The organism is Actinoplanes sp. NPDC051494 (assembly GCF_044454705.1).
Classification (GTDB): domain Bacteria; phylum Actinomycetota; class Actinomycetes; order Mycobacteriales; family Micromonosporaceae; genus Actinoplanes.
The window spans coordinates 231,950-254,664 of sequence record NZ_JBITDZ010000005.1 but is presented as its reverse complement, the minus strand read 5'-3'; the positions used below and the strand labels follow the sequence as shown (position 1 = coordinate 254,664).

Here is a 22,715-nt window from a genome sequence, read left to right as displayed (position 1 = left end):
AGAACACACTCAGGGTGATCAAGGCAAGCGGCCGCTCCGGCGGGCGGGTCAGGACGCGGACGGCATCAGGATCCAGAGCAGCGGGTAGACCAGGAACTGGCTGCCCGGGATCAGGAACAGGATCAGCACGAACAGCGTCCGGGCGAGCCAGGGGTCGAGGCCGAAACGGCGGGCGAGCCCCGCGCACACGCCGCCGAGCAGGCGTCCCTCGCGGGGACGGACCAGGCCCTGGCGGGTCATCGAGTCGGAGAACGAGGTCGCGGTCGAGGTCGTCGAAGTCATGCTCCAAGGATCGGCCCGGCCGGGCCCCAGAAACATCGGGACCCGACCCTGACCCACCCCTGAGAAGCGACCCTCAGGTGTGCAGGTGCTGACGCCAGTCGGCCGGCACCGCGCCCTCGGGACCGGGAACGGGCTGCTCGCCGGGCCGGTGCTGGGGCGGTGCGAGGTGCACGCCGGGCACCCCGTCCTCGGTCTCGAAGTTGTAGAACCAGCTCTCACCCGGCTCGAACGAGCGGATGACCGGGTGCCCGGTCTGCTTCCAGTGGGCGGTCGCGTGCTGCGACGGCGACGTGTCGCAGCAGCCGATGTGCCCGCACGCGGCGCAGCGCCGCAGGTGGAACCACCAGCCGCCGGCGGCCAGGCATTCTTCGCAGCCGGTCCCCGAGGGCGGCACGTCGGGACGGATCGCGGTGTCACTCATGGCGACCAGTGTGGCAGGTGATCCACCCGGGGCGCGTACGGCGAACGACTGCTCCGCGACTTCTTGACCGCACCCGCGCCGCGGCCGATAGGGCAGCCGTGAGAATCCGTACCCCCTCGTGGTTGTTCGTGCCGCTGCTGGCCGCGACCGGCCTCGCCGCCGGGACCCCCGCGCTGGCCGCGCCCGGTGACGGCGGCTCGGTCACCACGCTGGCGCACCTGGTGGACGCGTCCGGGCGCCCGGCGTTCGTCGAGGTCGAGGCGCGCACGGTGGCCGAGGAGCAGCGCCGCGCCGACGCGTTGCCCGGCAGCGTCGGGCACGTCACCGAACAGCCGGTACGCATCGCCGCGACCCCGGACGACCCGGGCCGCCCGCTGCAGTGGGCCCTGGACCGGCTGCGCGCCGACGACCTGCCCGGCCTCGACGTGTCGAAGCAGCTCATCGCCGTGATCGACACCGGTGTCGACGCCGCCCACGAGGACTTCGCCGCCGGTCAGGTGCGCTGCGACCTGGGCACCGACCTGGTCGGCGACCGGCTCGACCCGGCCCGCGACGGGTGTCTCGACCCGCAGGGGCACGGCACGCACGTCGCCGGGATCGCGGCCGCGGTCAGCAACAACGGCAAGGGCGTCGCGAGCATCGCCTCCGGCACGCCGATCCTGCCGATCCGGGCCATGGACGCGCAGGGCGCCGGCACCTCCACCGCGGTCTCCGACGGGATCGTGTACGCGGTCGACCACGGTGCCACGGTGATCAACGTCTCGGTGTCGGGGGAGTACTCGGGCGCGTACGACTCCGCCGTGGCCTACGCGAGCGCGCACGACGTGCCGGTGGTCGTGGCCGCCGGCAACAACGGCGCGACCGGCAACCAGGCGCTGTGGCCGGCCTCGTCGCCGGGCGCGATCGCGGTGGCCGCCCTGGACCGGGACGGCACCGTCGCCTCCTACTCCAACACCAGCGGGGTCGCGGACATCGCCGCGCCCGGCACCGACATCTACGGCCTGGACGCGAAGACCGGCCGCTACGTCGCCAAGTCCGGCACCTCCATGGCCGCCCCGGCGGTCGCCGCGTCGGTCGCGCTGTACCGCGCCACCCACCCGGACAGCACCGTCGTCCAGGTCCGGCAGGCGCTCGCCGCCACCGCCGACGCGGCCGGTGACGCGGCCGCGTACGGCGCGGGCGTGGTCGACCCGTACGCGCTGGTGTCGAACGAGGTCCCGACCGTGACGGTGTCCAGCCTCACGGTCACCAGGCGCCAGCGGATCACCGTGCGGGTGGTGGCGTTCGAGCCGGGCAGCCGGGTCACCGTCACCGAGACGTACCGCTACCCGCGCAAGAACGTGTTCATCAGCAAGACCGTGGCGCTGGGCACCGCCCGGGTGAGCAAGGCCGGCGTCGCCAGCCGGATGGTCACCCCGGTGCAGTCGGCGAGGGCCGGCACGCTGACCGTCCGCGGCACCGGCGCGAACGGTCAGCCGATCCGGATCACCAACGCGATCAGGGTCGGGTGAGCCCGGCCAGCGCGAGCACGAGGCGGTCGATGTCACCGTCGGTGGTGCCCAGGCCGAAGCTGATCCGCAGCAGGCTCGCGGCGGTGCCGCAGTCCGCGACGTCGGCGGACCCGATCAGGCCGCGGGTCAGCGGGTGGGCGCAGAACTGGCCCGCGCGCACCCCGATGCCGTGGCGGTCGGCCAGCTCGGCGGCCACCACGGCCGCGTCACGACCCGGCAGGGCCAGCGAGACGATGCCCACCCGGGGGTGCCCGGGCCCGAAGACGCTGACCTCGGTCACGCCCGGACACGACGCCAGGCCGTCCCTGAGGCGGGCCAGGAGTTCCTGCTCACGCTCGTGCAGCGCGTCCCGGTCGGCGCGCAGCAGCACCGAGCAGACCGCGGCCAGCGTGACCGCGCCGAGCAGGTTCGGGGTGCCGGCCTCGTGCCGGGCCGGACCGGTCGCCCACGTCACGTCGCCGGGCTCGGCGCCCACCGCGGCGCTGGCGCCACCACCGGCGAGATACGGCTCGGCGGCGTCCAGCCAGTCGGCGCGCCCGGCGAGGACCCCGGCGCCGAACGGCGCGTACAGCTTGTGCCCGGAGAAGGCCAGGTAGTCGGCGCCGAGCTCGTCCAGGTCGATCGGGGAGTGCGGCGCGAGCTGGGCGGCGTCCACCAGCACCCGGGCCCCGTGCGCGTGCGCCACGTCGGCGATGCGGCGCACCGGCCACACCTCGCCGGTCACGTTGCTCGCGCCGGTCACCGCGACCAGGACCGGACCCCGGAGGGTACGCACGGCAGCGGCGACCGCGGCCACGGCGGCGTCCGGGCTGCTGGGGACCGGCAGGCGCACCTGCCCCGGCCAGGGCAGCAGGTTCGCGTGGTGCTCGCTCTCGAACACCACCGTCGTCGTGCCGGCCGGCAGCGCGCGGGCCAGCAGGTTCAGCGCGTCGGTGGTGTTGCGGGTGAACACGACCTCGTCGCCCGCTCGGCAGCCGACGAACTCGGCGACCAGGTCACGGGCGCGTTCGTACTCCAGCGTCGAGGTCTGCGCCCGCAGGCCGGTGCCCCGGTGCACGCTGCCCGCGTACGGCAGCAGGGCCGTCACCGCGTCGGCGGCCGCGCGCACCGCCGGGGCCGAGGCGGCGTAGTCGAGATGCGCGAAGCGGACCGTCGAGCCGTCCGGCAGGTCCGCGGTGAGGTCGCCGCCGACGATGTCGAGGTCGCGCTGCAGGGACAGAGTCACAGAATCCTCCGCGAGGTCGGGACCCCACGGGGTCCGCTCTTGCCCGTGCCGTGGCGGCACAGGCCTGGTCCTCACCCGGGGCACCCCATCGCGGACGGAAGGGTTGCCGGCCAGCGAGCCGGGGCTTGTCGCTGGCACTCATGACCGCTTTCGAAGTTAGCAGATGATCAGCAGGACCGCAGTAACCGGTCCAGCACGCGGACACCGAAGCGCAGCGCGTCGACCGGCACCCGCTCGTCGACCCCGTGGAACAGGGCGGTGAAATCGAGCTCGGGCGGCAGCCGCAACGGGGCGAACCCGAAATGGCGGATCCCGAGGCGGGCGAAGGACTTGGCGTCCGTACCCGCCGGGAGCATGTAGGGCAGCAGCCGGGACCCGGGGTCCTCGGCCGCGGTCGCGGCAGCCATGGCCGCGACCAGGTCACCGTCGAACGTCGTGCGCACCGCCGGCAGGCTCGACCACTCGACCTCGATGTCCGGGCCCAGCACCGCGCCCAGCTCGGCCCGGAACGCCTCGTCGCGGCCCGGCAGCGTCCGCCCGTCGACCTCGGCCCGGGCGATCGACGGCACCACGTTGGACTTGTAGCCGGCATCGACGATGGTGACCGTCGCGGTGTCGCGCAGCGTCGCCTCGATCAGCCGGGACAGGTGACCCAGCTTCGCCACCGTCGCCTCCGGGTCGGCCGGGTCGAACGGCAGCCCGGAGCCCTCGAGCAGCTCCCGGACCGGGTCGGTGAGGATCATCGGGAAACGGTGCCGGTCGAGGCGGTCCAGGGCCGCGGCGAGCTTCGCGATCGGGTTGTCGGTGTGCAGCAGCGACCCGTGCCCGGCGGTGCCCCGGGCGGCCAGCCGCAGCCACATCGAGCCCTTCTCGGCGGTCTCCACCAGGTAGGCCCGGGGGCCGTCACCGAGCTGCACCGAGAAGCCGCCGACCTCGCTGATCGCCTCGGTGGCCCCGGCGAACAGGTCCGGGCGGTGCTCGACGAGCCACTGCGCGCCGACCACGCCGCCGGCCTCCTCGTCGGCCAGGTAGGCGAAGATCAGATCCCGCGGCGGGACCACACCGGTGCGTTTGAAGTGCCGGGCGACGGCCAGCGTCATGGCCAGCATGCCCTTCATGTCGACCGCGCCGCGCCCCCACACGTAGCCGTCGCGCACCTCGCCGGAGAACGGGTGCACCGACCAGTCCGCCGGATCCGCCGCGACGACGTCCAGGTGGCCGTGCACGAGCAGCGCCCCGCGTCCCGGATCGGCCCCGGGCAGCCGGACGACGACATTGCCCCGCCCGGGCGCGCCGGACTCGACGTACTCCGGGTCGAACCCGGCCTCGGCGAGCTTCGCGGCGACGTATTCGGCCCCGGCCCGTTCGGGGCCGGGGCCGCCGTACGTCCCGGGGTTGGTGGTGTCGATGGCGATGAGCTCGCTCGCCAGCGTGACGACCTCGTCCTCGGGAAGAGTCATGCCGCGATTCTTACGCGGCGCGCGACACCACGGCCAGGATCTCGTCGACGACCCGGTCCGCGGCATCGGGGTGACCCTGGGCCGCCGCGTTGCCGGCCATCGCCGCGCGCCGGGCCGGGTCGCTCACCAGCGACATCAGCTCGGACCGCAGGTGCTCGGGCGTGGCGGTGGGGCCGTCGAGCATGATCGCCGCGCCCTTGCCCGCCAGGTGCTGTGCGGTGCTGCGCTGCTCCCCGCCGGCCGACGCGCCGTACGGGATCAGGATCGACGGCTTGCCCAGCGCGGTGAGCTCGGCGACGGTCCCGGCCCCGCTGCGCGCGAGCACGATGTCGGCCGCGGCGAGCACGTCGGGCATCTGCTCGTGGATGAAGTCCAGCACCCGGTAGCGGGCCGCGAGGTGCGGCGGGAGCCCGGCGGCGACCTCCTGCATCTCGGCGTAGCTGAGGCTGCCGCACTGGTGGATGACCTGGCAGTGCGGCAGCACATCCGGCAGCACCGCGGCGACGAGCCGGTTGATCTGCTGCGCCCCGGCCGCGCCGCCGGTCACCACCAGGATCGGCTCACGCGGGTCGAGCCCGAACGCGGCGGCACCCTTGCCCCGGTCGCCGGCCAGCAGCTCCGGCCGGATCGGGTTGCCGGTCACCGCGGCGCGCTCCCGGGCGCTCGGCGTGAGGTGCCGCAGCGACGGCTCCTGGCTGAGCAGGACCCGGGTGGCGAACCGGGCCAGGATCCGGTTGGCCAGCCCGAGGGCCAGGGTCTGCTCGTGCATCAGGTACGGCACCCGGAAGATCCACGCGGCCAGCCCGATCGGCACCGAGACGTAGCCTCCGGTGGACAGCACGACCGAGGGCCGCTTGAGCGCCACGGTCAGCACCGCCTGACCGATCCCGATCGGGATCCGGAACGCGTCGACGACGTTGCGCAGCAGTTCCCTGGGCGTCGGGGTGCGGCGCAGCTTGCCGGTGGTGATCGCCTTGAACGGCACCCCGGCCCGCTCGGCGATGGTCTCCTCCAGGCCGCCGTGCACACCGACCCACAGCAGCTCGGGAGCGACCCCGGCCTTGGACAGCCGGTCCCGCAGCGCGTTGATCGTGGTCAGCGCCGGATAGGTGTGCCCGCCGGTGCCGCCACCGGTCACGATCATGCGAAGGTGCTGCAGATGCTGGGCGCCGTAGACAGACATTGCACTCCGGGGATCACGATCGCGGGGAACCGAACAGAGCGGGCAGTCTAACCATCCAAGGTTTTCAGCGTGCATCCCCGAGCGCCAGGTGTGGCCGGTGCGACGTCCGGCGGCACCGCCGCGGGGACCACCTGGCGGGACGACCGGGATCGGGCATTGCCTAAATATATATAGGCGGGGTAGGAATTTAGGACGGCATCCCCGAGCGTCCCTGGAGTGACCTGTGAGTATTTCCGCGCCCGTGCGTCCCGCGGCGCAGCCCGTCGCCGGTGGGGTGACCGCGCGCCGCGCCGGCGGTTCCCGGCGCCGGCGGGCCGTGCTGCGGATCGTCTCGCTGGTGGTGCTGTACGCGCTGTGGGAGATCACCGCCCGGGTCACCCGCAACCCGGCGTTCATCCCGTCCCCCGGCGCGGTGTGGCACCAGCTGGTCGTCACGTCCTCCACCCACGACGGTGTCCGCGGCTACAGCGGCCACCTGCTGATCGAGCACCTCGGGGTGAGCCTGCGCCGGATCCTCATCGGCTCCGCGATCGGCGTCGGCGCCGGACTCGTGATCGGCGTGGTCATGGGCACGGTGACCTGGGTCCGGGTGGTCGCCGAGCCGGTGGTCACGTTCGTGCGGGCGCTGCCCCCGCTCGCGTACTTCAGCCTGTTCATCATCTGGTTCGGCATCGACGAGACCCCCAAGCTGTGGCTGCTGTCCATCGCCGCGCTGCCCCCGGTCGCCGTCGCCACCGCCGCGGCCGTCTATTCCGCACCGACCGGGCTGGTCGAGGCCGCCAAGGCGCTCGGCGCCGGGCGCTGGGAGACCGTCCGTGACGTGGTGCTGCCCAGCGCGCTGCCGGAGATCTTCACCGGGATCCGGCTCGCGGTCGGCGTCGCCTACTCGTCGGTGGTCGCCGCCGAGACCATCAACGGCGTGCCGGGCATCGGCGGCATGATCCGCGACGCCCAGCGCTACTCGCAGACCGATGTGGTGGTGCTCGGCCTGTTCGCCATCGGGCTCTCCGGCCTGCTGATCGACGCCCTGCTGCGGACGGCCGAGACACGGCTGATCCCGTGGCGGGGCCGAAGCTAAGGATAAGAATCCCCATGAGAAGACTTCTGCCCGTCCTTACCGCCGCACTTCTGGTGGCTGTCACGGCGGCCTGCGGCAACGGGGCCGCCAGCGGTGGCGGCGGCTCGGACAAGAAGACGATCCGGCTCGCCTACCAGGCGTTCCCCAGCGGCGACCTGATCGTCAAGAACCAGGGGCTGCTGGAGAAGGCCCTGCCGGACTACGAGATCACCTGGACGAAGTTCGACTCCGGCGCGAGCATCAACACCGCGTACGTGGCCAAGAGCATCGACTTCGCGGCCATCGGATCCAGCCCGGTCGCCCGCGGGTTGTCGGCGCCGCTGAACATCCCCTACCAGGTCGCGTTCGTGCTCGACGTGGCCGGCGACAACGAGGCGCTGGTCGCCCGGAACGGCTCCGGGGTCACCGACGTGGCCGGGCTGCGCGGCAAGAAGGTCGCCACCCCGTTCGCGTCGACGTCGCACTACAGCCTGCTCGCCGCGCTCGACCAGGCCGGGGTCAAGGAGTCCGAGCTGACCATCGTGGACCTCGAGCCGCAGGACATCCTGGCGGCGTGGACGCGTGGGGACATCGATGCCGCGTACTCGTGGCTGCCGTCTCTCGACGAGTTGAAGAAGACCGGCAAGGTCCTGATCAGCAGCAAGCAACTGGCCACCGCGGGCAAGCCCACGCTCGACCTGGGCGTGGTCTCCACCGCGTTCGCCGGGGCGCACCCGGACGCCGTCGACGCCTGGCGCAAGGCGCAGGCGCAGGCCCTGGACCTGATCGCCAGTGACCCGGCGGCGGCCGCGACATCGGTGGCCCAGGAGCTCAACCTGACTCCCGAGGACGCCCAGCACCAGCTCAGCCAGGGCGTGTTCCTCACGCCGGCGGACATCGCGAGCGACGAGTGGCTGGGCACCGAGGCCAAGGTGGGCGGTCTCGCCGACAACCTGCTCAGCGCCGCGCAGTTCCTCAAGGACCAGCAGAAGATCGACGCCGTCCCGGATCTCGCGACCGTGCAGAAGGCCATCTACGTCAAGGGGCTGCCCGATGTCCTCGGCTGACATCGTTCTGGACGGCGTCGAGCACTCCTACGGCGACGTCACCGCCGTGGGGCCGGTGAGCCTGCACGTGCCGGCGGGGGAGTTCCTCGTCCTCGTCGGCGCGTCCGGCTGCGGCAAGAGCACCCTGCTGCGGCTCATCGCCGGCTTCGAGGAACCCACCCGGGGTACGGTGCTGACCGGCGGCCGGGCACCGCGCCCCGGCCGTGGCGCCGGCCTGGTGTTCCAGCAGCCGCGGCTGTTCCCGTGGAAGACCGTCGGGGGCAACGTCGCGCTCGCCCTCAAGTACGCCGGCCTGCCCACCGACCGGGTCGACGAACTGCTCGCCGGCGTCGGCCTGCACGACGTCGCGCACCGGCGCACCTGGCAGATCTCCGGCGGCCAGCAGCAACGGGTCGCCATCGCCCGGGCGCTCGCCGTGGAGAACCCCTTGCTGCTGCTCGACGAGCCGTTCGCCGCCCTGGACGCGCTCACCCGGGAGAGACTGCAGGAGGACCTGCGCCGGGTCAGCGCGAGCACCGGGCGTACCTGTGTCTTCGTCACCCACAGTGTCGACGAGGCGGTGTTCCTCGGCAGCCGGGTGGTGGTGCTCACCGCCCGGCCCGGCCGGGTCGCGCTGGATCTCCCCGTCGGCCTGCCGCGGACCGGACTCGCCCCGGACGAACTGCGCGGCCTGCCCGAGTACGCCGCGCTGCGGTCCCAGATCGGCCACGCCGTCCGCTCGGCGGCGACGACATCGGAAGGAATCCCCGCATGAGTACTGTTGCCACCGACCTGCGGCTCGAGGCGCTCGGCCCGCACTTCGGCGCCGTGGTGCACGGCGTCGACCTGGCCACCGCGAGCGACGAGGAGATCGTCGCCGTGCGGGCCGCCCTGGTCGAGAAGAAGGTCCTGTTCTTCCACGACCAGCCGCTTGACGACGACGGCCAGGTCGGCCTCGGCCGCCGGATCGGCGAGCTCACCGCGTCGCACCCGGTGGTCGGCGGCGTCGACGCGGCCCACCCCGAGGTGTACGCGCTGGACAGCACCGACAACGGCTTCGCCGACGTGTGGCACACCGACGTGACGTTCATGCGGCGTCCCCCGCTCGGCTCGATCCTGCGCCCGGTGATCCTGCCGCCCACCGGGGGCGACACGAACTGGGCGGACTCCCAGCTCGCGTACGAGTCGCTGCACCCGCGCGTGCGGCAGCTCGTCGACGGGCTGACCGCCGTGCACGACGGCACCCGCGAGTTCGGCTACTACCTGGCCCAGCGCCGCGGCGGCCAGGGCAACGAGTGGGACGGTGAGATCGTCACCCGCCTCGACCCGGTCGAGCACCCGGTGATCCGCGTGCACCCGGAGACCGGCCGCAAGGGCATCTTCGTCAACCCGGGCTTCACCTCGCACATCGTCGGCGTCTCCGAGTTCGAGAGCCGCTCGATCCTGGACCTGCTCTACGCCCACCTCACCAAGCCCGAGCACATCGTGCGGCACCGCTGGCGCCTCGGCGACGTGGTCATGTGGGACAACCGCAGCACCTCGCACTACGCCAACCGCGACTACGGTACGGAGCGTCGCGTCATGCACCGGATCACCCTGCGCGGTGACGTCCCGGCCGGCCCGGCCGATGCGTAGGCTCCTGCTGCTCGCCCTCGTCGGGCTCGGTGCGCAACTGGTCGACGGCAGCCTCGGCATGGCGTACGGCGTCACCTCCACCACCCTGCTGCTCGCCATCGGCACCAACCCGGCCGCGGCGTCGGCGACCGTGCACCTCGCCGAGATCGGCACCACGCTGGTCTCCGGCGTCTCGCACTGGCGCTTCGGCAACGTCGACTGGCGCGTCGTGGTCAAGATCGGCGTCCCGGGCGCGGTGGGCGCGTTCGCCGGCGCCACGTTCCTGTCCGGGCTCGACACGGCGACCGCGGCCCCGCTGATGTCGATCATCCTGCTGGTGCTGGGCCTGTACGTCTTCATCCGGTTCACCACGCTCGGCCTGCCCAGGGGCAACCTCGGCAAGCCGCTGCGCAAACGGTTCCTGGCCCCGCTCGGCGTGGTCGCCGGTTTCGTCGACGCGACCGGCGGCGGCGGATGGGGCCCGGTCGGCACCCCGGCGATCCTGGCCAGCGGCCGCCTCGAACCCCGCAAGACGATCGGCTCGATCGACACCAGCGAGTTCCTGGTCGCGATCGCGGCGAGCATCGGCTTCTTCGTCGGCATCGGCTCGGAGCAGATCAACGTCACGTGGGTGCTGGCGCTGCTGCTCGGCGGCGTGATCGCGGCCCCGATCGCGGCGTGGCTGGTGCGCCACATCCCGCCGCGGGTGCTGGGCTCGGCGGTCGGCGGGGTCATCATCCTGACCAACGTCCGTACCCTGCTGCGCAGCGACTGGATCGACGCCCCGGACGCGGTGCGCTACGGCGTCTACGCGGTGATCTACGTGATCTGGGCGGCGGCGCTGGCCTACTCGATCGCGCAGTACCGAGGCCACCGCGACGAGGACCGCGAGATCATCGCCGAGTCGGCCGGGAAGATCAGCTGAGCCCGGCCACCACCGCGGCGACCTCGGCCCCGGACAGCGGACGCAGGGCGGCCCGCACCGCCACGTCCGGGTCCGGGTCGAGGACGCCGCGCAACGCGCTGGTGAACGCACCGTAGGTCGCGCGGTCCGCGAGCCATCCGCGGACCGCGCGGCCGAGCTCGGAGTCCACCGCCACCGCCCCCGGTCCACCGCTGTCCCCGGCCCGTTCCAGTGCGGCGCCCAGGCCGGGGGTGCCGGCGATGCCGAGCCGGGCGGCCAGGGCGCGCACCTGGGCGACCGCGATCGCGCGCTTGCGCTCGGCCGGGACCGAGGCGAGGACCGCCCGAACCGTGCGGTCGGGGCGCAGCAGGTCACCGGGCCGGACGCCGCCGATGAACCAGGGTTCCAGGTGGGCCGAGAGCCGGGGGACGCCCAGCGGGTCCGCCGGGACCGGGGCGTTGGTCAGCCGCTGGGCCAGGACCAGCGCCTTGGCCTCGGCGTCGCGCCAGGTCTCGTCGTGCTCGCCGTCCGGCTCGCGCAGCCCGATCGCGCGCATCACGTGCGACAGCAGGTCGGGCTGGGTGCCCCAGGTGAGCTCCGCCGACGGGTACGCGGGGTCGAACGCCACCGCCGTCGCGCCGTCCAGCGCGTACGTGAACCGGGGTGTCGCCTGGTCGTCACGCAGCACCGACATGGCCTCGGTCCCGCGCGAAGCCGCCTCCAGCAGCACATGGTCGCCGCCGGAATCGCCACCCGGCTCGATCACCAGCGCCCATTTTCCCAGCGTGAGCACGGCCGCGTGCCCGTCCAGAGCGCCGGGCCCGCGCACCGCGACGGTGTCGGGACACGCCCCGAGCCGCAGCAGGGCCTCCCGCTCGCCGACGGCTTTGACGAACGTGAGGCTGAACGTTGCGCCGAGGTCGGCGACCCGGTCCCGGGCGTAGGCGAGGTCATCCACGCCGCGAAGGATAACCGGTCGGACAATTTGTATAAGCGCTGTTACTTTATCGGGCATGGACCTGATCGACAGCAACTACTGGTCGTCCGTACATCAACTCCTGGGCGAGCTCGACCGCGACATCGCCGCGCTGTATACCGAGCGGGGCATCGACGGCGTCCGGACCCGCTTCGTCGGCCCGCTCATCGCGCTCGGCCGCTTCGGCCCGCACACCGTCCAGGAACTCGCCGACCGGCGCCAGGTCACCCACTCGGCGATGAGCCAGACGGTGGCCGCGATGCGCAAGGAGGGCCTCGTCGAGAGCACCCCCGGCCCCGACGGCCGGACCCGCAGCGTGCGCCTGACCGCCCGCGCCGAGCACCTCGTCCCGTTCATGATGGCGGAATGGCGCGCCACCGAGGCGACCACCCGCGCACTGGACGCCGAACTCCCGTACCCACTGGTCAAGGTCGTCGAAGACATCCGGGCCGCACTGGCCCGCCGATCCTTCCCGGACCGGCTCAAGGACAACCTGCCGTGAAATCCCTGGTCGATGTGCGCCCGCTGCGCGAGAACGCGGCGTTCCGGCGGCTGTGGCTGGGCGACACCGCCAGCGGTCTCGGCAGCCAGATGGGCACCTTCGCGGTCGTCTACTACGTCTGGGACCGGACCCACAACGCCGCCGTGGTCGGCCTGGTCGGCCTCGCCGCCGCCCTGCCGCAGATCATTCTCGGTCTGGCCGGCAGCGCGTTCCTCGATCACGTCGACCGGCGCCTGCTCGCGATGCGCTGCAACCTGGTCCGCGTCCTCGTCGGCGTCCTGATGACGCTGGTCGTGTTCACCGACCTCGGTGGCGTGCCCGCCATGCTGGTGCTCGTCGCGCTGGGCTCGTGCTGCGGCGCCCTCGGCTCACCCGCCAAGCGCACGTTCGTCCCGCGCCTGCTCACCGGCGACCGGCTCGCCGCCGGCCTGGCGCTCAACCACCTGTCGTTCCAGCTGGCCATGCTGCTCGGCCCGGCCGTGGCCGGCCTGCTCACCGCGGCCGTCGGCATCGGCTGGTGCCTGGTGATCGACACGGCCACGTTCCTCGCCGCCCTCGCCGGGATCGCCGGCCTCCCGCGCGGGGTCACCCCGGCGGACGGCCGTCCCGGTCTCGGGGCGGTCCAGGCCGGTCTCCGGTACGCGGTGAGCACCCCCGCCGTCCGCGGAGCCCTGCTGGCCGACCTCGCCGCCACGCTGCTGTCCATGCCGGTAGCGTTGTTCCCGGTGCTGAACGCGGAGAAGTTCGGCGACCGCCCGGAGATCCTGGGGCTGTTCACCACCGCGCTGGCCGTCGGCGGCGTCGCCGCGTCCGTGCTATCCGGCACGGTCACCCGCCGCCCCCACGCGGGCCTGGTGATGCTGGTCTGCGGCGCGGTCTGGGCGGCCGCACTGGGCCTGACGGGCCTGGCGACGGCGCTGCCGGTGATCCTCGGCCTCATCGCGCTCGCCGGCGCGGCCGACACCTGGGCCGTGGTGTCGCGCGGCACCGTGGTGCAGACCACGACCCCGCAGCCCTACCAGGGCAGGCTGGCGGTCCTGGAGAACATCGCCGGGGTGGCCGGCCCCGAGCTCGGCAACCTGCGCGCCGGCCTGGTCGCCGCGGCCACCTCCGGCGCGGCGTCGCTGGTCCTCGGTGGAGCGGCGGCCCTGGTCGCGACCGGGGTGATCGCCGCGACCACCCCGGCCCTGCGCACCTTCCGCACCCCGTCCGGGGGCGGTGGTCAGTAGGTGTCGATGTTCCCGTGCGCCACCGCGACGATCCCGTCCTCCGCGGCGGCCAGGTGCCAGAAGCTCCCGTGCGCCACGACGGTGATCTCGTCCCCCGGTCATGACATGCGATGGGGCCGAAACTAACAGGACGGAGCGGTTTCGTGGGGGCGGCTCTCGTGGCGGACCTGATCCTGCCGCCGATCCGGCCGTTGCTGAGCCGCTGCCCGGGCCTGACCGTCCATCCTGATCCCTACCACGGGCCGTTCGAGGCGTACCACTTCCTGGCCACCGGGGCGCAGACGTGGGACGTCGACGCGACCCTGGCGGTGGCCGCCGGGCGGCCCGGGCCGGTGCTCGACCTGGGCTGCGGGCGCGGGCGGCTGGCCACCGCACTGGTCGCGGCCGGGCACGAGGTGACCGCCGTGGACACCGCCGCGGCCTCGCTGCGGCATCTGCGGCCGGCCCCGGGGCTCACCGTCGTCGAGGGGGACGCGCTGCGACCGGGGACGCTGCCCGATCACGCGTACGCGACCGTGGTGGTGGGTGATCTGAGCGTCAACATGTTCGCCGGGCGGGAGGAACTGGGGGTTCTGTTCGGCGCGGTGGACCGGCTGCTGGCGCCGGGCGCGGGGTGCTGAGCCTGCCGGTCCTCGCCGCGGGCAGCCCGGCCGGCTACGCGGCGATGCGCGGCATGACCGCGGTGCCCTACTCGGGCGACGACGGTGTGCAGCGGCTGATGTGGCTGGTCATGCGCTACGACCCGGACGGGCCGTACTTCCTGCGGACGCTGTTCACCCAGGACACCCCGGCCACCGACGGCAGCCTGCGCGGCCACGTGACCGCGGTCCGCGAACGCCTGTGGACGGCCGCCACGCTCGAACCCGCCCTGACCGCCCACGGACTGACCGTCATCGGCCGGGCACCGGTCCAGCAGGGCGCCGCCGAGGTCCTCACCATCGCCCGCGCCTGACCGCTAGATCCAGAAGGCGGCCACCTCCGCGGCCTGCGCGCGGCCGATCGCGAAACCGGCCCGGGCCGACGCGGCGCGGGTGGCGGGGGAGAGCGGGTTCGGCCCGAACGCGTCGATCGACGCCTGGTCGGCGTTGATCGCGTGGACCTCGGCCGGCTTCAGGGCGTCGATCTCCTCGGCCAGGGTGGGCCCCCACAACGCCGGTGCGTCCGCCAGGGCCGGCTGGATCACCAGGATCCGCGCGGCGCCCGCGGCCAGGTCACCGTTCGTACCGGAGCGCAGGCCGCCGTCCATGTAGCGCCGCCCGTCGATCTCCACCGGCGGCCAGACGCCGGGGACCGCGCAGCTGGCCGCGACCGCGTCGGCCAGCGACACCCCGGACTCCCGGTCGAACACCACGCTCCGCCCGGTCCCCACGTCCACCGCCGGCAGCTGGATCCGCTGCTCCGGCCACGTGTCGCGGGGCAGCCGGGCGGCGATCGCGGCCCGCCGGAGCCCCGGCGCGACCGTGCTCGCCGCGAGCGCCAGCGCACCGACCCGGCGGCGCAGCTCGTCCTGGTCGCCGCCGCCGGTCAGTGCGGCGCCGAGCTGCTGGATCAGGGCCGGGAAGTCGACGTCGGGCTCGAGCTCGCCGGTCTCCTCGGCCAGCTGGGCCTGGTACAGCACGTCGAGCGGGGTGCCGCTGGTGATCTGGGCCGCCACCGCCGAGCCGGCGGAGGTGCCGACGACGAGATCGGCCGCGACGATCCGGTCCGCCAGGCCGGGATCCGCGTCGGCGATGCCGCGCAGCACCCCCAGCTCCCAGGCGAGGCCGGCCACGCCGCCACCGGCGAGTACGAGTGCGTTCGTCATCGTGATACCTGGTTCCGCATCTGGTCGATGCCGCTGTCGAGGGCGGCCTCGAGGTAGGTGGAGGTGCCGGTGGAGAGCATCAGCGTCGCGCCGCCCTGGATCCCCGCGACCAGGGCCGCCGACGCCCGTTGCGCGTCGAGCCCGGGTGCGGCTGCCCGCATGGCCCCGGCGATGGCCGAACGCCAGCGGTCGAACAACGACGCGACGACGGTGTGTGCGGCGGGATCGGTACGCCCCACGTGCTGGGCGAGGGTCTGCAGCGCGCAGCCCGTACCGTTGACGTGGAAGTAGCCGACCACCGCGTCGCGCCAGGCCTGCCACGCCGCCTCGGTCCGCAGCGCGGCGAGGTCGGTGAGCAGCGCGTGCTGCTCGGTCAGCAGGACCTCGGCGTGCTGGTGCAGGACCGCGAGCAGCAGCTCGTCCTTGCCGCCGGGAAAATAGTGGAAGAGCTGGCTCTTGCTGGTGCCCGTGCGCGCCATGACATCGTCGAGGATGACCCCCGCGACGCCACGTTCCCGCAGCACCTCCGCGGCGCCGGTGAGGATCCGGGCCCGGGTCCGGCGACCCCGGTCGGTGCTGGCAACGTTGGCGGGCATGCGAGAAACGGTAGTCAGCCCGAACTGGACCCGCGAGTCCAGTGACCGGGCCGCGCCCCCCGGCCGTGCTGAAAGTGGCGACACCGCGGCGTGCCGGGGCGGCAGCGCACATGGCGGCGAGTGCGGATCCCGGGCACTTCAACTACTGGCGGCGGGAGCCCTGCGCGTACGAGGAAGGGTTCCCGGGGTCGGTGTTCGCCGAGGGTGGCCTGTCCGCCCCGGAGTGCCTGTCCGTGCGGGAACGCGCGGACGGCTCGGTGTCGCGCAGGCCGGGTGGATCGGCCGGGAACCGTCCCGGGCGGCCTGGCTGCCCCGCGACTTCCTGGCCGACGCCACCCTGGCGCAGCCGGTGCCGGACGAGGTGGACTGGGATCATCCGGTCGTCGCGGCGGCCTGGTCCCCTCGGCTACGGGCGGGGTTGCGGCGTACGTGGCAGCGGCGTTTCGAGGTGCTGGACGCGGCCCGGGCACTGCCGCGAACCATGTGCCATCACGACCTGTGGGCGATGAACCTGATCGGTGCGCAGCGGGGGCCGGTGCTGCTGGACTGGACGTTCGCCGGGCCCGGGGCGATCGGCGGGGACGCGGCGAACATGGCGCTGGACTCGTTCTTCGACGGCCTGATCGACGTGTCCCGGCTGGACGAGGTCCTGGAGACGGTCACCGACTCCTACGTGCGGGGCATGCGCGGGGTCGTGGACGCCGACGTGGTGCGCCGGGCGATCCGGGTCACGGGGGCGGCGCGGTTCTACTGGCTCGCGCCCCGGATGGTCGCCGCCGTGGAGCAGGCGGTCAGCACCAACGGCTACAGCTACGACAACCGGGACAGGGCGCAGCAGTTCGCCGACCGGGCGCCGATCTTCCAGGTGGTCGCCGACTGGGCCGACCACGCCTGAACCCGCCGGTCAGCCCTTCGTGGGCCGGAAACTCGCGTAGAACAGCCGGAGGTCGGCCCGCGCGGCGTCCCAGTCACCGGCGCGGGTGGACCAGTACAGGCCGTACGCCTTGTTCTCGGAGGCCACGACACCCCGGTTGACGACGTGCCGGCGGCTGCCGTTCTCGGTGAACGTGTATTCCCAGTCGGCGGCCTTGCGAAGGTACTCGACCTCCTTGATGCTGATCTCGTCGTAGCCGGGGAAGTCGCCCCGGCCCGAACGGTAGGCGGCCTTGCCCTCCCAGTCGCCGACCGGGTCCCACTGCGGCGAGTCGGTCTGGTCGATGCCCATGACCCGGCCACCCTCGGGGTCACGGAAGTAGACCATCGAGTACTCGTCGGACGTCTTCTTCCTCGACTTGGCCCACCCGTCGGGCACGTAGACGGAGAAGCCGGTGGCGTCGCGGTAGTCGTGCCACCCGGCGGGGATCGGCGGCAGGCCGTTGGCCGGGGCGCTGCTGACCGGAGCCGACGACGGGGTCTGTGACGGAGTTTTCGACGGGGTCGTCGACGGGGCCGACGACGGGACCGGGGATGTCGTGGTGGCCGCGACGGACGGCGCGGACCCGGCCTGGCCGCGCACCGGCTCGCGGTCGTCCGGGCGGGTCGTGACCCACGCGAACGTCCCGCCGGCGAGCAGCACCACCGCGGTCACCCCGGCCGTCACCAGCAGCGGGCGCCGGGAGCGGGCCGGCGCCGCCACGCCGGGCTCGGTGACCTCGGCGGCGGCACGCAGCAGGCGCCGGGTCTCGACGGTGTCGATCCGCTCGTCGGGATCCTTGCGCAGCAACCCCTCGAACGCCGTCGCCATCGCCCCGGCACGCCGGGGCGGGTCCGGCTCGTCGGCGGCGACGGCGGTCAGGGTGCCCATCGCGGAGTCCCGCTGGAACGGTGACCGGCCCTCGACCGCGTAATAGAGCGTGGCCCCCAGCGACCACAGGTCCGACGCGGGCTCGGCGGTGCCGTCCCGGGCCCGCTCGGGAGACATGTACTGCGGGGACCCCAGCACGACCTCGGAGCTGGTGGTGATCACGCTGTCGCCCTCGATCGAGGCGATACCGAAGTCGGTGAGCACGATCCGCCCGTCGTCGCCGAGCAGCACGTTCGCCGGCTTCACGTCCCGGTGGCGCACCCCGGCCTGATGGGCGGCGTCCAGCGCGTCGAGCAGGTCCAGCCCGAGCACCGCCGCCCACCGTGGCTCCAGTGGCCCGTCCTCCCGGATGACCTCCTGCAACGACCGCGACGGCACGTACTCCATGACGATCCAGGCCCGTCCGTCATCCTCGACGACGTCGTACACCTGCGCCACATTGGGGTGACTGAGCCGGGCGGCGGCCCGTGCCTCCTGCACCATCCGCCGGTGCACGGTGTCCCGCTCCCCGGCGACGAGGTCGGGAGGCAGCAGGATCTCCTTCACGGCGACATCACGGTCGAGCACCTGGTCACGCGCCAGCCACACCTGACCCATCCCACCGGACCCGAGCGACTCGCCCAGCCGGTACCGTCCCGCCACCTCGACCGGCCCTGCACTCATGCCGGCCGATATACCCCGACAGCCGGAAAACCAGACATCGGGCTCGATGATCATGATTGCCGTGACCGTCCGGGTCGTGTTCGGAGGCCGGAGGGCACCCCGGCCGGTGCGCACGGCTCCGATCGTGGCGACGGCGGTGGCTCTGACCTGGGTTGCGGGGCACCGCATCGGTGAGCGGAAGCCGGCGGGCGGCCCGGTGCCCCGGACGACCGCGTGGATCCTGTTCTCCATGCTGTCCGCCATGGAGGCGTTGCAGGGCGCCCACTGGTCAGCCACCCCGCCCGCCCCGGCGGCGATGACCGCCGGTCTGGTGTCCACCGGCCCGTCGGCGCGTACCCGGTCTCGATCCTGCTCTGGATCAGACCTCAATTTGTTTCCATGGCGAGATGAGTTCGTACTTGCTCAATGCCTAGATGTCGATAGTCTAGTTCTATTCGGTTGATGCGTCACTCCGGCCTGCCCCGGCTGCCGTCAGTTGCCTGGGGTGTGATGCCTGTGAAGCGGTTCAAGATGTCTGGTCGACGCCGCGTAACGCTGGTGTCCACGCGAAACAGCTCAAGCGGTTCATTGCGCGTCATCTCCACGACTGAGCCTTGTGGCGGGATCGAATACGTTGATCAGGTGGAGGGAGGGGGACCGATGCGGTCGTATGCCTTCATCGTGGTGCTGAGCCGCCGGCCGACCGACGAGGATCTGGGCAGGTTGCTCGCCGCTGGTCCGGACGACGCGACGTTCGGGGCCGAACGAGGTGTTCCCGTCGTGGAATTCGACCGCGAGGCGGCCAATCTGGCGGAGGCGATCGCTTCCGCGCGTCCTCGACGAGGATCTGTTGACGCTGGCGGACGTCGCTGACCGGCTGGGGCAGAGCCGGGAGTCGGTGCGCCGGTACGCCACCGGTGATCGGGGCCCGGGAGGATTCCCTCCGCCGGTGAACCCCGCCCGCGACGGCACGCTGTTCTATCGGTGGAGCGAGGTCGCACCCTGGGTTCGTGACCGGCTCGACCTCGATGTCCCGGATGCGAACCCGACCCTGGTGATGGCAAATCTTGTGTTGCAGGCCCGTGGTGTCGTGGGGCGGGTCGAAGGTGCCCCGGCGCTCACCGGGCTGCTGGCTTCCTAGCGATTCGCCTCGACGGTCCTGCTGAGGTCAGGCGGCCTCGCTGCGGGCGAGGGCGGCCAGGCGGGCGGCGGCTGCGCTGAGGGTGTGGGCGGGGGACGTGCCGATGCTGACCGGCATGCGCAGGTCGGCGTCCTGGACCGGGATCCAGTGCAGGCGGGGGTCCGGGCCGGCCAGGTATTCGGGCAGGAAGCCCACGCCCAGACCGCTGGCCACCAGGGCGGCGAAGTCGTTGGTGTCGGAGGTCTCGAAGCGGACGTCGCGGTGCAGGCCGTGGCGGCGGAACTCGGCGTCGAAGAGGGTGCGGGTGGCGAAGCCCTCGCGGTAGCAGACGAACCGTAGCGCTGCCGTCTCGGCGAGCCGGATGTGGTCGCGGCCGGCGAGGGGGTGGCCGGCCGGCACGGTGAGGCCGAGCGGTGAGCTGGCGAGGACGTCGATGCGCAGGGCGGGGTAGTCGGCCGGGGTCGCCGACAGGAACGCGAGGTCGAGGTCGCCGCGGCGCAGGCCCTCGGCGAGGCCCGCCGTGCCGGTGGCGGCAGGGGTGAGGTGCATGGTGACGTCGGGGTGCTCGCGGCTGAACCGGCCGAGCAGGTCGGGGATGTCGAAGAGCGTGACGTTGGTCATGTAGCCGATGCGGATGGAGCCGGAGAGGCCGCCGCTGACCGCTTCGACGGCGTCGCGGGCGGCCTGGAAGGCGTCGCGGATCCGGTCGGCGTGTGGGAGCAGGGCGTGGCCCGCGGCGGTGGGGCGGACATGGCGGGTGGTCCGGTCGAACAGGCGCTCACCCAGGTCGGACTCGAGGGCGGCGATGGTCGCCGAGACCGCGGACTGGACCAGGTGCAGGCGCTCGGCGGCGCGGGTGAAGCTGCCCTCGCGGGCCACGGCGGCGAACACCTCGAGCTGGCGGCTGTCCACGACTTATCTCCTTCGGCGATGAATCACATCATATTTCAGCGTTGGACCCGATGGATCATGCGGGGCAGGCTGAGGCCGTGACAATGACGCTCGAACGTGACACCACCACCACCTCTGCCAGAGGTGTCAGCCACGGCACCGGATTCTGGATCGCCGGGGCCGCTTTCCTGATCGTGATGGCCTACAGCACCGTGCCGACCCCGCTCTGGTCGCTCTATCAGCAGCGCGACGGGTTCTCGACGTTCGCCGTCACGGTCGCCTTCGCCGCGTACGCGGTCGGTGTGGTGATCAGCCTGTTCCTGGCCGGGCACCTCGGCGACTCGCTCGGGCGGCGCCGGATCCTGCTGCCGGCCATCGGCCTCGAGATCGTCTCGGCCGTGCTGTTCATCGTCTGGCCCGCGCTGCCCGGCCTGATCGTGGCGCGGGTGATCTCCGGGCTCGGCATCGGCATGCTGACCGCCACGGTCACCGCGCACATCCTCGACCTGCACCTGAAGGCGCGACCCGGGTCCGGCCCGGCGCGCGGGCAGATCGTGTCCGGGGCGGCCAACCTCGGCGGCTTCGGGGCCGGCGCGCTGCTGTCGGGGATGCTCGCGCGGTTCGTGGACGGGCCGCTCGTCACCCCGTACGCGGTCTTCCTGGTGCTGTTGGTCCTTGCTTTCGCCGGTATCGCGCTGGTGCCGGAGACCGCGGCCGTCCCGGCGGTCCGCCCGGCCTACCGGCCGCAGCGGGTGCGGGTGCCCGCGGCCGCGCGGGGCCGGTTCTTCCTGGCCGGCGGCATCGCGTTCGCCGCGTTCGCGGTGCTCGGGCTGTTCACCTCGCTCGCGCCGGTCTTCGTCGCCGGCCAGCTGCACATCACCTCGCGGGCCACGGCCGGCCTGGTGGTCTTCGTGACGTTCGCCGCGGCGGCCGGGTCGCAGATCGCGGTGCGGTCGCTGGGCCTGCGGATTCAGGTGCTGCTCGGCGCGGTCCTGCTGGTCGCCGGTATCGCCACGCTCGCCACCGTCGTGGTGACCGTCGGGAGCATCGGGTTCTTCGTCCTGGGCGGGGTGGTCAGCGGCGCCGGTGCGGGCACGCTGTTAAAGGCCGCGCTCGCGGTCGGCGCGTCGCTGGCCCCGCCGCAGAACCGCGGCGAGGTGCTCGCCGGGATCTTCCTGATCGGTTACGTCGGGCTGACCGTGCCGGTGGTCGGCATCGGCGTGGCGACGCTCTCGGTCAGCCTCGCCACCGCCCTGGTCGGCTTCGCGGTGGTCATCATCGCGATCGCCCTGAGCGCGGCCCTTCCCCTGCTCAAGGCGCTGAGGAACTAGGGCGCATCTGGCGCCCTAGGAGACGCCCGCGCGGTCGAGGACGTCGTCGGCGGGGCAGCGGCCGCGCAGGACGTAGCGTTCGGTGAACGCCGCGACCGCGTCGCGCAGGTCCCGGCTGACGCCCTGGCGGGTCAGGGCCTCGTACGCCGAGACGAAACAGGCCTTCGCGGCCGCCGCCAGGGCCGGGTCGCCGAGGCTGTCGTGGGCCGCGCGCTGCCACAGGTGGGGCTGTCCGCGCAGGGCCTCGGTCGCGCCGAGCGCCTGGACCGCCGCGCGGGGGTCGTCGAGCAGGGCCGAGATCACCGCGACCGGGACCCGCCAGCCCGCGCCGGGCTGGCGGTCGGCCACGTCGATCTCGAGGTGGCGGCGGGCGGCGACCGGTGACCGCACGCCCGCGACGTGCGGGCCCAGGTCGGTGATCGCGGGCCGGTCGCCGGCCTCGGACCGGGTCCATTCCCGCAGCGTACGGGTCCCGCCCGCCACCGGCGCGTCGAGCACCTGGGCGGCCCAGTCGGCCCTCGGGTCAGCCGACGGCACCGGCAGCCGGCGCTGGGCCTGCCGGGCGGAGCGCCACCCGGTCGGGCGGCCGTGGCGCAGCGGCGAGTTGGCGAACGCCGCCGCGAGCACCGGCGCGAGGGCGTGCGCGAGCATCCAGCGCCGCCGCAGGCCGGTCAGCCCGTCCTCCTCGACGCCGGCCTCGAGGCTGACCCGTACCCCCGCGGTGGCCGCGGAGGCCCCGGCGGCCCCGGCGGCGGGGGCGGCAGGGTCGACGTCGTCGGACGCCTCGGACAGCACCGCGATGCCGTCGAAGCCGACCAGTCGCAGGTCCTCGGTCATCCGCTCGACCGCCGCGTCGACGCCGGGGGACGGCGGGCCGCTGATCTCGACGACCCGGCGGGAGTGGGCGAGCAGGTATCCGTGCCGCAGCGGGACGCGCCCGGCCGGGACCGCCGCGGGTTCGGCGAGGAGCAGGTCGACGGCGGCACCGACGAAGCCGGGCCGCGACGGCGTGCACGCGGCGTCGGCGATGAGCAGGTGGGCGGCCCGTTCGGTCAGCGAGATCATGCCGCGCTCCTCTGCGTGGGTGGTGCGGATG

25 protein-coding genes and 1 riboswitch are annotated in these 22,715 nt (G+C 73.2%); of the genes, 14 read left to right on the top strand and 11 right to left on the bottom strand.

All coding sequences use genetic code 11. The features are described 5' to 3' along the window. Window positions 1–48 precede the first annotated feature (48 nt). Complete coding sequence (locus tag ACIA6A_RS20350; protein ID WP_396099278.1) at window positions 49–282, bottom strand: PspC domain-containing protein; 234 nt, start codon at window positions 280–282, stop codon at window positions 49–51. Between the two features lie 73 nt (window positions 283–355). Further along, window positions 356–703: a UBP-type zinc finger domain-containing protein gene (locus ACIA6A_RS20345; protein WP_396099277.1), complete on the bottom strand. Its 348-nt coding sequence runs from the start codon at window positions 701–703 to the stop codon at window positions 356–358. Window positions 704–801: 98 nt separating this feature from the next. Here ACIA6A_RS20345 and ACIA6A_RS20340 point away from each other — a divergent pair, with 98 nt between their 5' ends. Then, window positions 802–2,214, top strand: a complete 1,413-nt coding sequence (locus ACIA6A_RS20340; protein WP_396099276.1) for a S8 family serine peptidase — start codon at window positions 802–804, stop codon at window positions 2,212–2,214. On the opposite strand, the gene ACIA6A_RS20335 is transcribed toward ACIA6A_RS20340, so the two are convergent. The 3 genes from ACIA6A_RS20335 to ACIA6A_RS20325 form a co-directional block, all read right to left on the bottom strand. After that, the gene (locus tag ACIA6A_RS20335; RefSeq protein ID WP_396099547.1) at window positions 2,201–3,409 is read right to left on the bottom strand and encodes an aminotransferase class V-fold PLP-dependent enzyme; all 1,209 of its coding nucleotides are present in this window, start codon (window positions 3,407–3,409) and stop codon (window positions 2,201–2,203) included. The two genes, ACIA6A_RS20340 and ACIA6A_RS20335, sit on opposite strands and share 14 nt — an antisense overlap. Window positions 3,410–3,469: 60 nt before the next feature. After that, window positions 3,470–3,585, bottom strand: a riboswitch (SAM riboswitch). A 21-nt stretch (window positions 3,586–3,606) separates the two neighbouring features. Continuing rightward, a complete protein-coding gene (locus ACIA6A_RS20330) occupies window positions 3,607–4,899 on the bottom strand; it encodes a M20/M25/M40 family metallo-hydrolase (protein WP_396099275.1) in 1,293 nt (430 codons plus the stop codon). A 10-nt stretch (window positions 4,900–4,909) separates the two neighbouring features. Then, window positions 4,910–6,082, bottom strand: a complete 1,173-nt coding sequence (locus tag ACIA6A_RS20325) for a UDP-N-acetylglucosamine--N-acetylmuramyl-(pentapeptide) pyrophosphoryl-undecaprenol N-acetylglucosamine transferase (protein ID WP_396099274.1) — start codon at window positions 6,080–6,082, stop codon at window positions 4,910–4,912. Between the two features lie 223 nt (window positions 6,083–6,305). Between ACIA6A_RS20325 and ACIA6A_RS20320 the strand changes: the two genes are divergently transcribed. Genes ACIA6A_RS20320 through ACIA6A_RS20300 form a run of 5 tightly spaced genes read left to right on the top strand, consistent with a single transcriptional unit; the run spans window position 6,306 to window position 10,724 of the window. Continuing rightward, window positions 6,306–7,160 carry an ABC transporter permease gene (locus ACIA6A_RS20320; protein WP_396099273.1) on the top strand — a complete coding sequence of 285 codons (855 nt, stop codon included), beginning with the start codon at window positions 6,306–6,308 and terminating at the stop codon, window positions 7,158–7,160. Window positions 7,161–7,174: 14 nt separating this feature from the next. Continuing rightward, the gene (locus ACIA6A_RS20315) at window positions 7,175–8,206 is read left to right on the top strand and encodes an ABC transporter substrate-binding protein (RefSeq protein ID WP_396099272.1); all 1,032 of its coding nucleotides are present in this window, start codon (window positions 7,175–7,177) and stop codon (window positions 8,204–8,206) included. Then, a complete protein-coding gene (locus ACIA6A_RS20310) occupies window positions 8,193–8,960 on the top strand; it encodes an ABC transporter ATP-binding protein (RefSeq protein WP_396099271.1) in 768 nt (255 codons plus the stop codon). Before ACIA6A_RS20315 ends, ACIA6A_RS20310 begins: the two co-directional genes overlap by 14 nt. Beyond that, window positions 8,957–9,820, top strand: a complete 864-nt coding sequence (locus tag ACIA6A_RS20305; RefSeq protein WP_396099270.1) for a TauD/TfdA dioxygenase family protein — start codon at window positions 8,957–8,959, stop codon at window positions 9,818–9,820. Before ACIA6A_RS20310 ends, ACIA6A_RS20305 begins: the two co-directional genes overlap by 4 nt. Further along, window positions 9,813–10,724, top strand: coding sequence for a sulfite exporter TauE/SafE family protein (locus tag ACIA6A_RS20300; protein WP_396099269.1), 912 nt, complete (start codon window positions 9,813–9,815; stop codon window positions 10,722–10,724). The genes ACIA6A_RS20305 and ACIA6A_RS20300 overlap by 8 nt, the downstream gene beginning before the upstream one ends. Here the strand turns inward: ACIA6A_RS20300 and ACIA6A_RS20295 are convergent. After that, window positions 10,717–11,661 (bottom strand): DUF6461 domain-containing protein, encoded by a 945-nt coding sequence (locus ACIA6A_RS20295; protein WP_396099268.1) that lies wholly within the window; start codon window positions 11,659–11,661, stop codon window positions 10,717–10,719. The genes ACIA6A_RS20300 and ACIA6A_RS20295 overlap by 8 nt on opposite strands. Window positions 11,662–11,716: 55 nt before the next feature. On the opposite strand from ACIA6A_RS20295, the gene ACIA6A_RS20290 reads away from it, so the two are divergent. The 4 genes from ACIA6A_RS20290 (at window position 11,717) to ACIA6A_RS20275 (ending at window position 14,362) form a co-directional block, all read left to right on the top strand. Beyond that, complete coding sequence (locus tag ACIA6A_RS20290) at window positions 11,717–12,181, top strand: MarR family winged helix-turn-helix transcriptional regulator (RefSeq protein ID WP_396099267.1); 465 nt, start codon at window positions 11,717–11,719, stop codon at window positions 12,179–12,181. Further along, window positions 12,178–13,410: an MFS transporter gene (locus ACIA6A_RS20285; protein ID WP_396099266.1), complete on the top strand. Its 1,233-nt coding sequence runs from the start codon at window positions 12,178–12,180 to the stop codon at window positions 13,408–13,410. Before ACIA6A_RS20290 ends, ACIA6A_RS20285 begins: the two co-directional genes overlap by 4 nt. 143 nt (window positions 13,411–13,553) lie before the next feature. Then, window positions 13,554–14,030: a class I SAM-dependent methyltransferase gene (locus ACIA6A_RS20280; RefSeq protein ID WP_396099264.1), complete on the top strand. Its 477-nt coding sequence runs from the start codon at window positions 13,554–13,556 to the stop codon at window positions 14,028–14,030. Then, on the top strand, window positions 14,024–14,362 hold the full coding sequence (locus ACIA6A_RS20275; RefSeq protein ID WP_396099263.1) for a hypothetical protein: 339 nt from the start codon (window positions 14,024–14,026) through the stop codon (window positions 14,360–14,362). Before ACIA6A_RS20280 ends, ACIA6A_RS20275 begins: the two co-directional genes overlap by 7 nt. A 3-nt stretch (window positions 14,363–14,365) precedes the next feature. Here ACIA6A_RS20275 and ACIA6A_RS20270 read toward each other — a convergent pair whose 3' ends face one another. Together ACIA6A_RS20270 and ACIA6A_RS20265 are read right to left on the bottom strand one after the other, a co-directional pair. Next, complete coding sequence (locus ACIA6A_RS20270) at window positions 14,366–15,214, bottom strand: patatin-like phospholipase family protein (protein WP_396099262.1); 849 nt, start codon at window positions 15,212–15,214, stop codon at window positions 14,366–14,368. Continuing rightward, window positions 15,211–15,810 carry a TetR/AcrR family transcriptional regulator gene (locus tag ACIA6A_RS20265; protein WP_396099260.1) on the bottom strand — a complete coding sequence of 200 codons (600 nt, stop codon included), beginning with the start codon at window positions 15,808–15,810 and terminating at the stop codon, window positions 15,211–15,213. The genes ACIA6A_RS20270 and ACIA6A_RS20265 overlap by 4 nt, the downstream gene beginning before the upstream one ends. A gap of 223 nt (window positions 15,811–16,033) precedes the next feature. On the opposite strand from ACIA6A_RS20265, the gene ACIA6A_RS20260 reads away from it, so the two are divergent. Beyond that, window positions 16,034–16,705, top strand: a complete 672-nt coding sequence (locus tag ACIA6A_RS20260; protein ID WP_396099259.1) for a hypothetical protein — start codon at window positions 16,034–16,036, stop codon at window positions 16,703–16,705. Between the two features lie 9 nt (window positions 16,706–16,714). On the opposite strand, the gene ACIA6A_RS20255 is transcribed toward ACIA6A_RS20260, so the two are convergent. Beyond that, the gene (locus ACIA6A_RS20255; protein WP_396099258.1) at window positions 16,715–18,277 is read right to left on the bottom strand and encodes a serine/threonine-protein kinase; all 1,563 of its coding nucleotides are present in this window, start codon (window positions 18,275–18,277) and stop codon (window positions 16,715–16,717) included. Between the two features lie 495 nt (window positions 18,278–18,772). Here ACIA6A_RS20255 and ACIA6A_RS20250 point away from each other — a divergent pair, with 495 nt between their 5' ends. Both ACIA6A_RS20250 and ACIA6A_RS20245 read left to right on the top strand, forming a co-directional pair. Next, window positions 18,773–19,129: a hypothetical protein gene (locus tag ACIA6A_RS20250; protein ID WP_396099257.1), complete on the top strand. Its 357-nt coding sequence runs from the start codon at window positions 18,773–18,775 to the stop codon at window positions 19,127–19,129. Continuing rightward, window positions 19,107–19,397 carry a hypothetical protein gene (locus ACIA6A_RS20245; protein ID WP_396099256.1) on the top strand — a complete coding sequence of 97 codons (291 nt, stop codon included), beginning with the start codon at window positions 19,107–19,109 and terminating at the stop codon, window positions 19,395–19,397. Before ACIA6A_RS20250 ends, ACIA6A_RS20245 begins: the two co-directional genes overlap by 23 nt. Window positions 19,398–19,424: 27 nt before the next feature. Here the strand turns inward: ACIA6A_RS20245 and ACIA6A_RS20240 are convergent, their stop codons facing one another. After that, a complete protein-coding gene (locus ACIA6A_RS20240; protein ID WP_396099255.1) occupies window positions 19,425–20,309 on the bottom strand; it encodes a LysR family transcriptional regulator in 885 nt (294 codons plus the stop codon). 83 nt (window positions 20,310–20,392) lie between these two features. On the opposite strand from ACIA6A_RS20240, the gene ACIA6A_RS20235 reads away from it, so the two are divergent. Beyond that, window positions 20,393–21,619, top strand: coding sequence for an MFS transporter (locus ACIA6A_RS20235; RefSeq protein WP_396099546.1), 1,227 nt, complete (start codon window positions 20,393–20,395; stop codon window positions 21,617–21,619). Between the two features lie 15 nt (window positions 21,620–21,634). On the opposite strand, the gene ACIA6A_RS20230 is transcribed toward ACIA6A_RS20235, so the two are convergent. Next, window positions 21,635–22,684 (bottom strand): glutamate-cysteine ligase family protein, encoded by a 1,050-nt coding sequence (locus ACIA6A_RS20230; protein WP_396099253.1) that lies wholly within the window; start codon window positions 22,682–22,684, stop codon window positions 21,635–21,637. Window positions 22,685–22,715 lie beyond the last annotated feature (31 nt).

Coding starts and splice junctions, on each gene's coding strand:
- ACIA6A_RS20230 (WP_396099253.1), bottom strand. CDS start 22,684: ATGATCTCGCTGACCGAACGGGCCGCCCACCTGCTCATCGCCGACGCC.
- ACIA6A_RS20270 (WP_396099262.1), bottom strand. CDS start 15,214: ATGACGAACGCACTCGTACTCGCCGGTGGCGGCGTGGCCGGCCTCGCC.
- ACIA6A_RS20350 (WP_396099278.1), bottom strand. CDS start 282: ATGACTTCGACGACCTCGACCGCGACCTCGTTCTCCGACTCGATGACC.
- ACIA6A_RS20330 (WP_396099275.1), bottom strand. CDS start 4,899: ATGACTCTTCCCGAGGACGAGGTCGTCACGCTGGCGAGCGAGCTCATC.
- ACIA6A_RS20345 (WP_396099277.1), bottom strand. CDS start 703: ATGAGTGACACCGCGATCCGTCCCGACGTGCCGCCCTCGGGGACCGGC.
- ACIA6A_RS20235 (WP_396099546.1), top strand. CDS start 20,393: ATGACGCTCGAACGTGACACCACCACCACCTCTGCCAGAGGTGTCAGC.
- ACIA6A_RS20300 (WP_396099269.1), top strand. CDS start 9,813: ATGCGTAGGCTCCTGCTGCTCGCCCTCGTCGGGCTCGGTGCGCAACTG.
- ACIA6A_RS20255 (WP_396099258.1), bottom strand. CDS start 18,277: ATGAGTGCAGGGCCGGTCGAGGTGGCGGGACGGTACCGGCTGGGCGAG.
- ACIA6A_RS20265 (WP_396099260.1), bottom strand. CDS start 15,810: ATGCCCGCCAACGTTGCCAGCACCGACCGGGGTCGCCGGACCCGGGCC.
- ACIA6A_RS20290 (WP_396099267.1), top strand. CDS start 11,717: ATGGACCTGATCGACAGCAACTACTGGTCGTCCGTACATCAACTCCTG.
- ACIA6A_RS20325 (WP_396099274.1), bottom strand. CDS start 6,082: ATGTCTGTCTACGGCGCCCAGCATCTGCAGCACCTTCGCATGATCGTG.
- ACIA6A_RS20315 (WP_396099272.1), top strand. CDS start 7,175: ATGAGAAGACTTCTGCCCGTCCTTACCGCCGCACTTCTGGTGGCTGTC.
- ACIA6A_RS20305 (WP_396099270.1), top strand. CDS start 8,957: ATGAGTACTGTTGCCACCGACCTGCGGCTCGAGGCGCTCGGCCCGCAC.
- ACIA6A_RS20310 (WP_396099271.1), top strand. CDS start 8,193: ATGTCCTCGGCTGACATCGTTCTGGACGGCGTCGAGCACTCCTACGGC.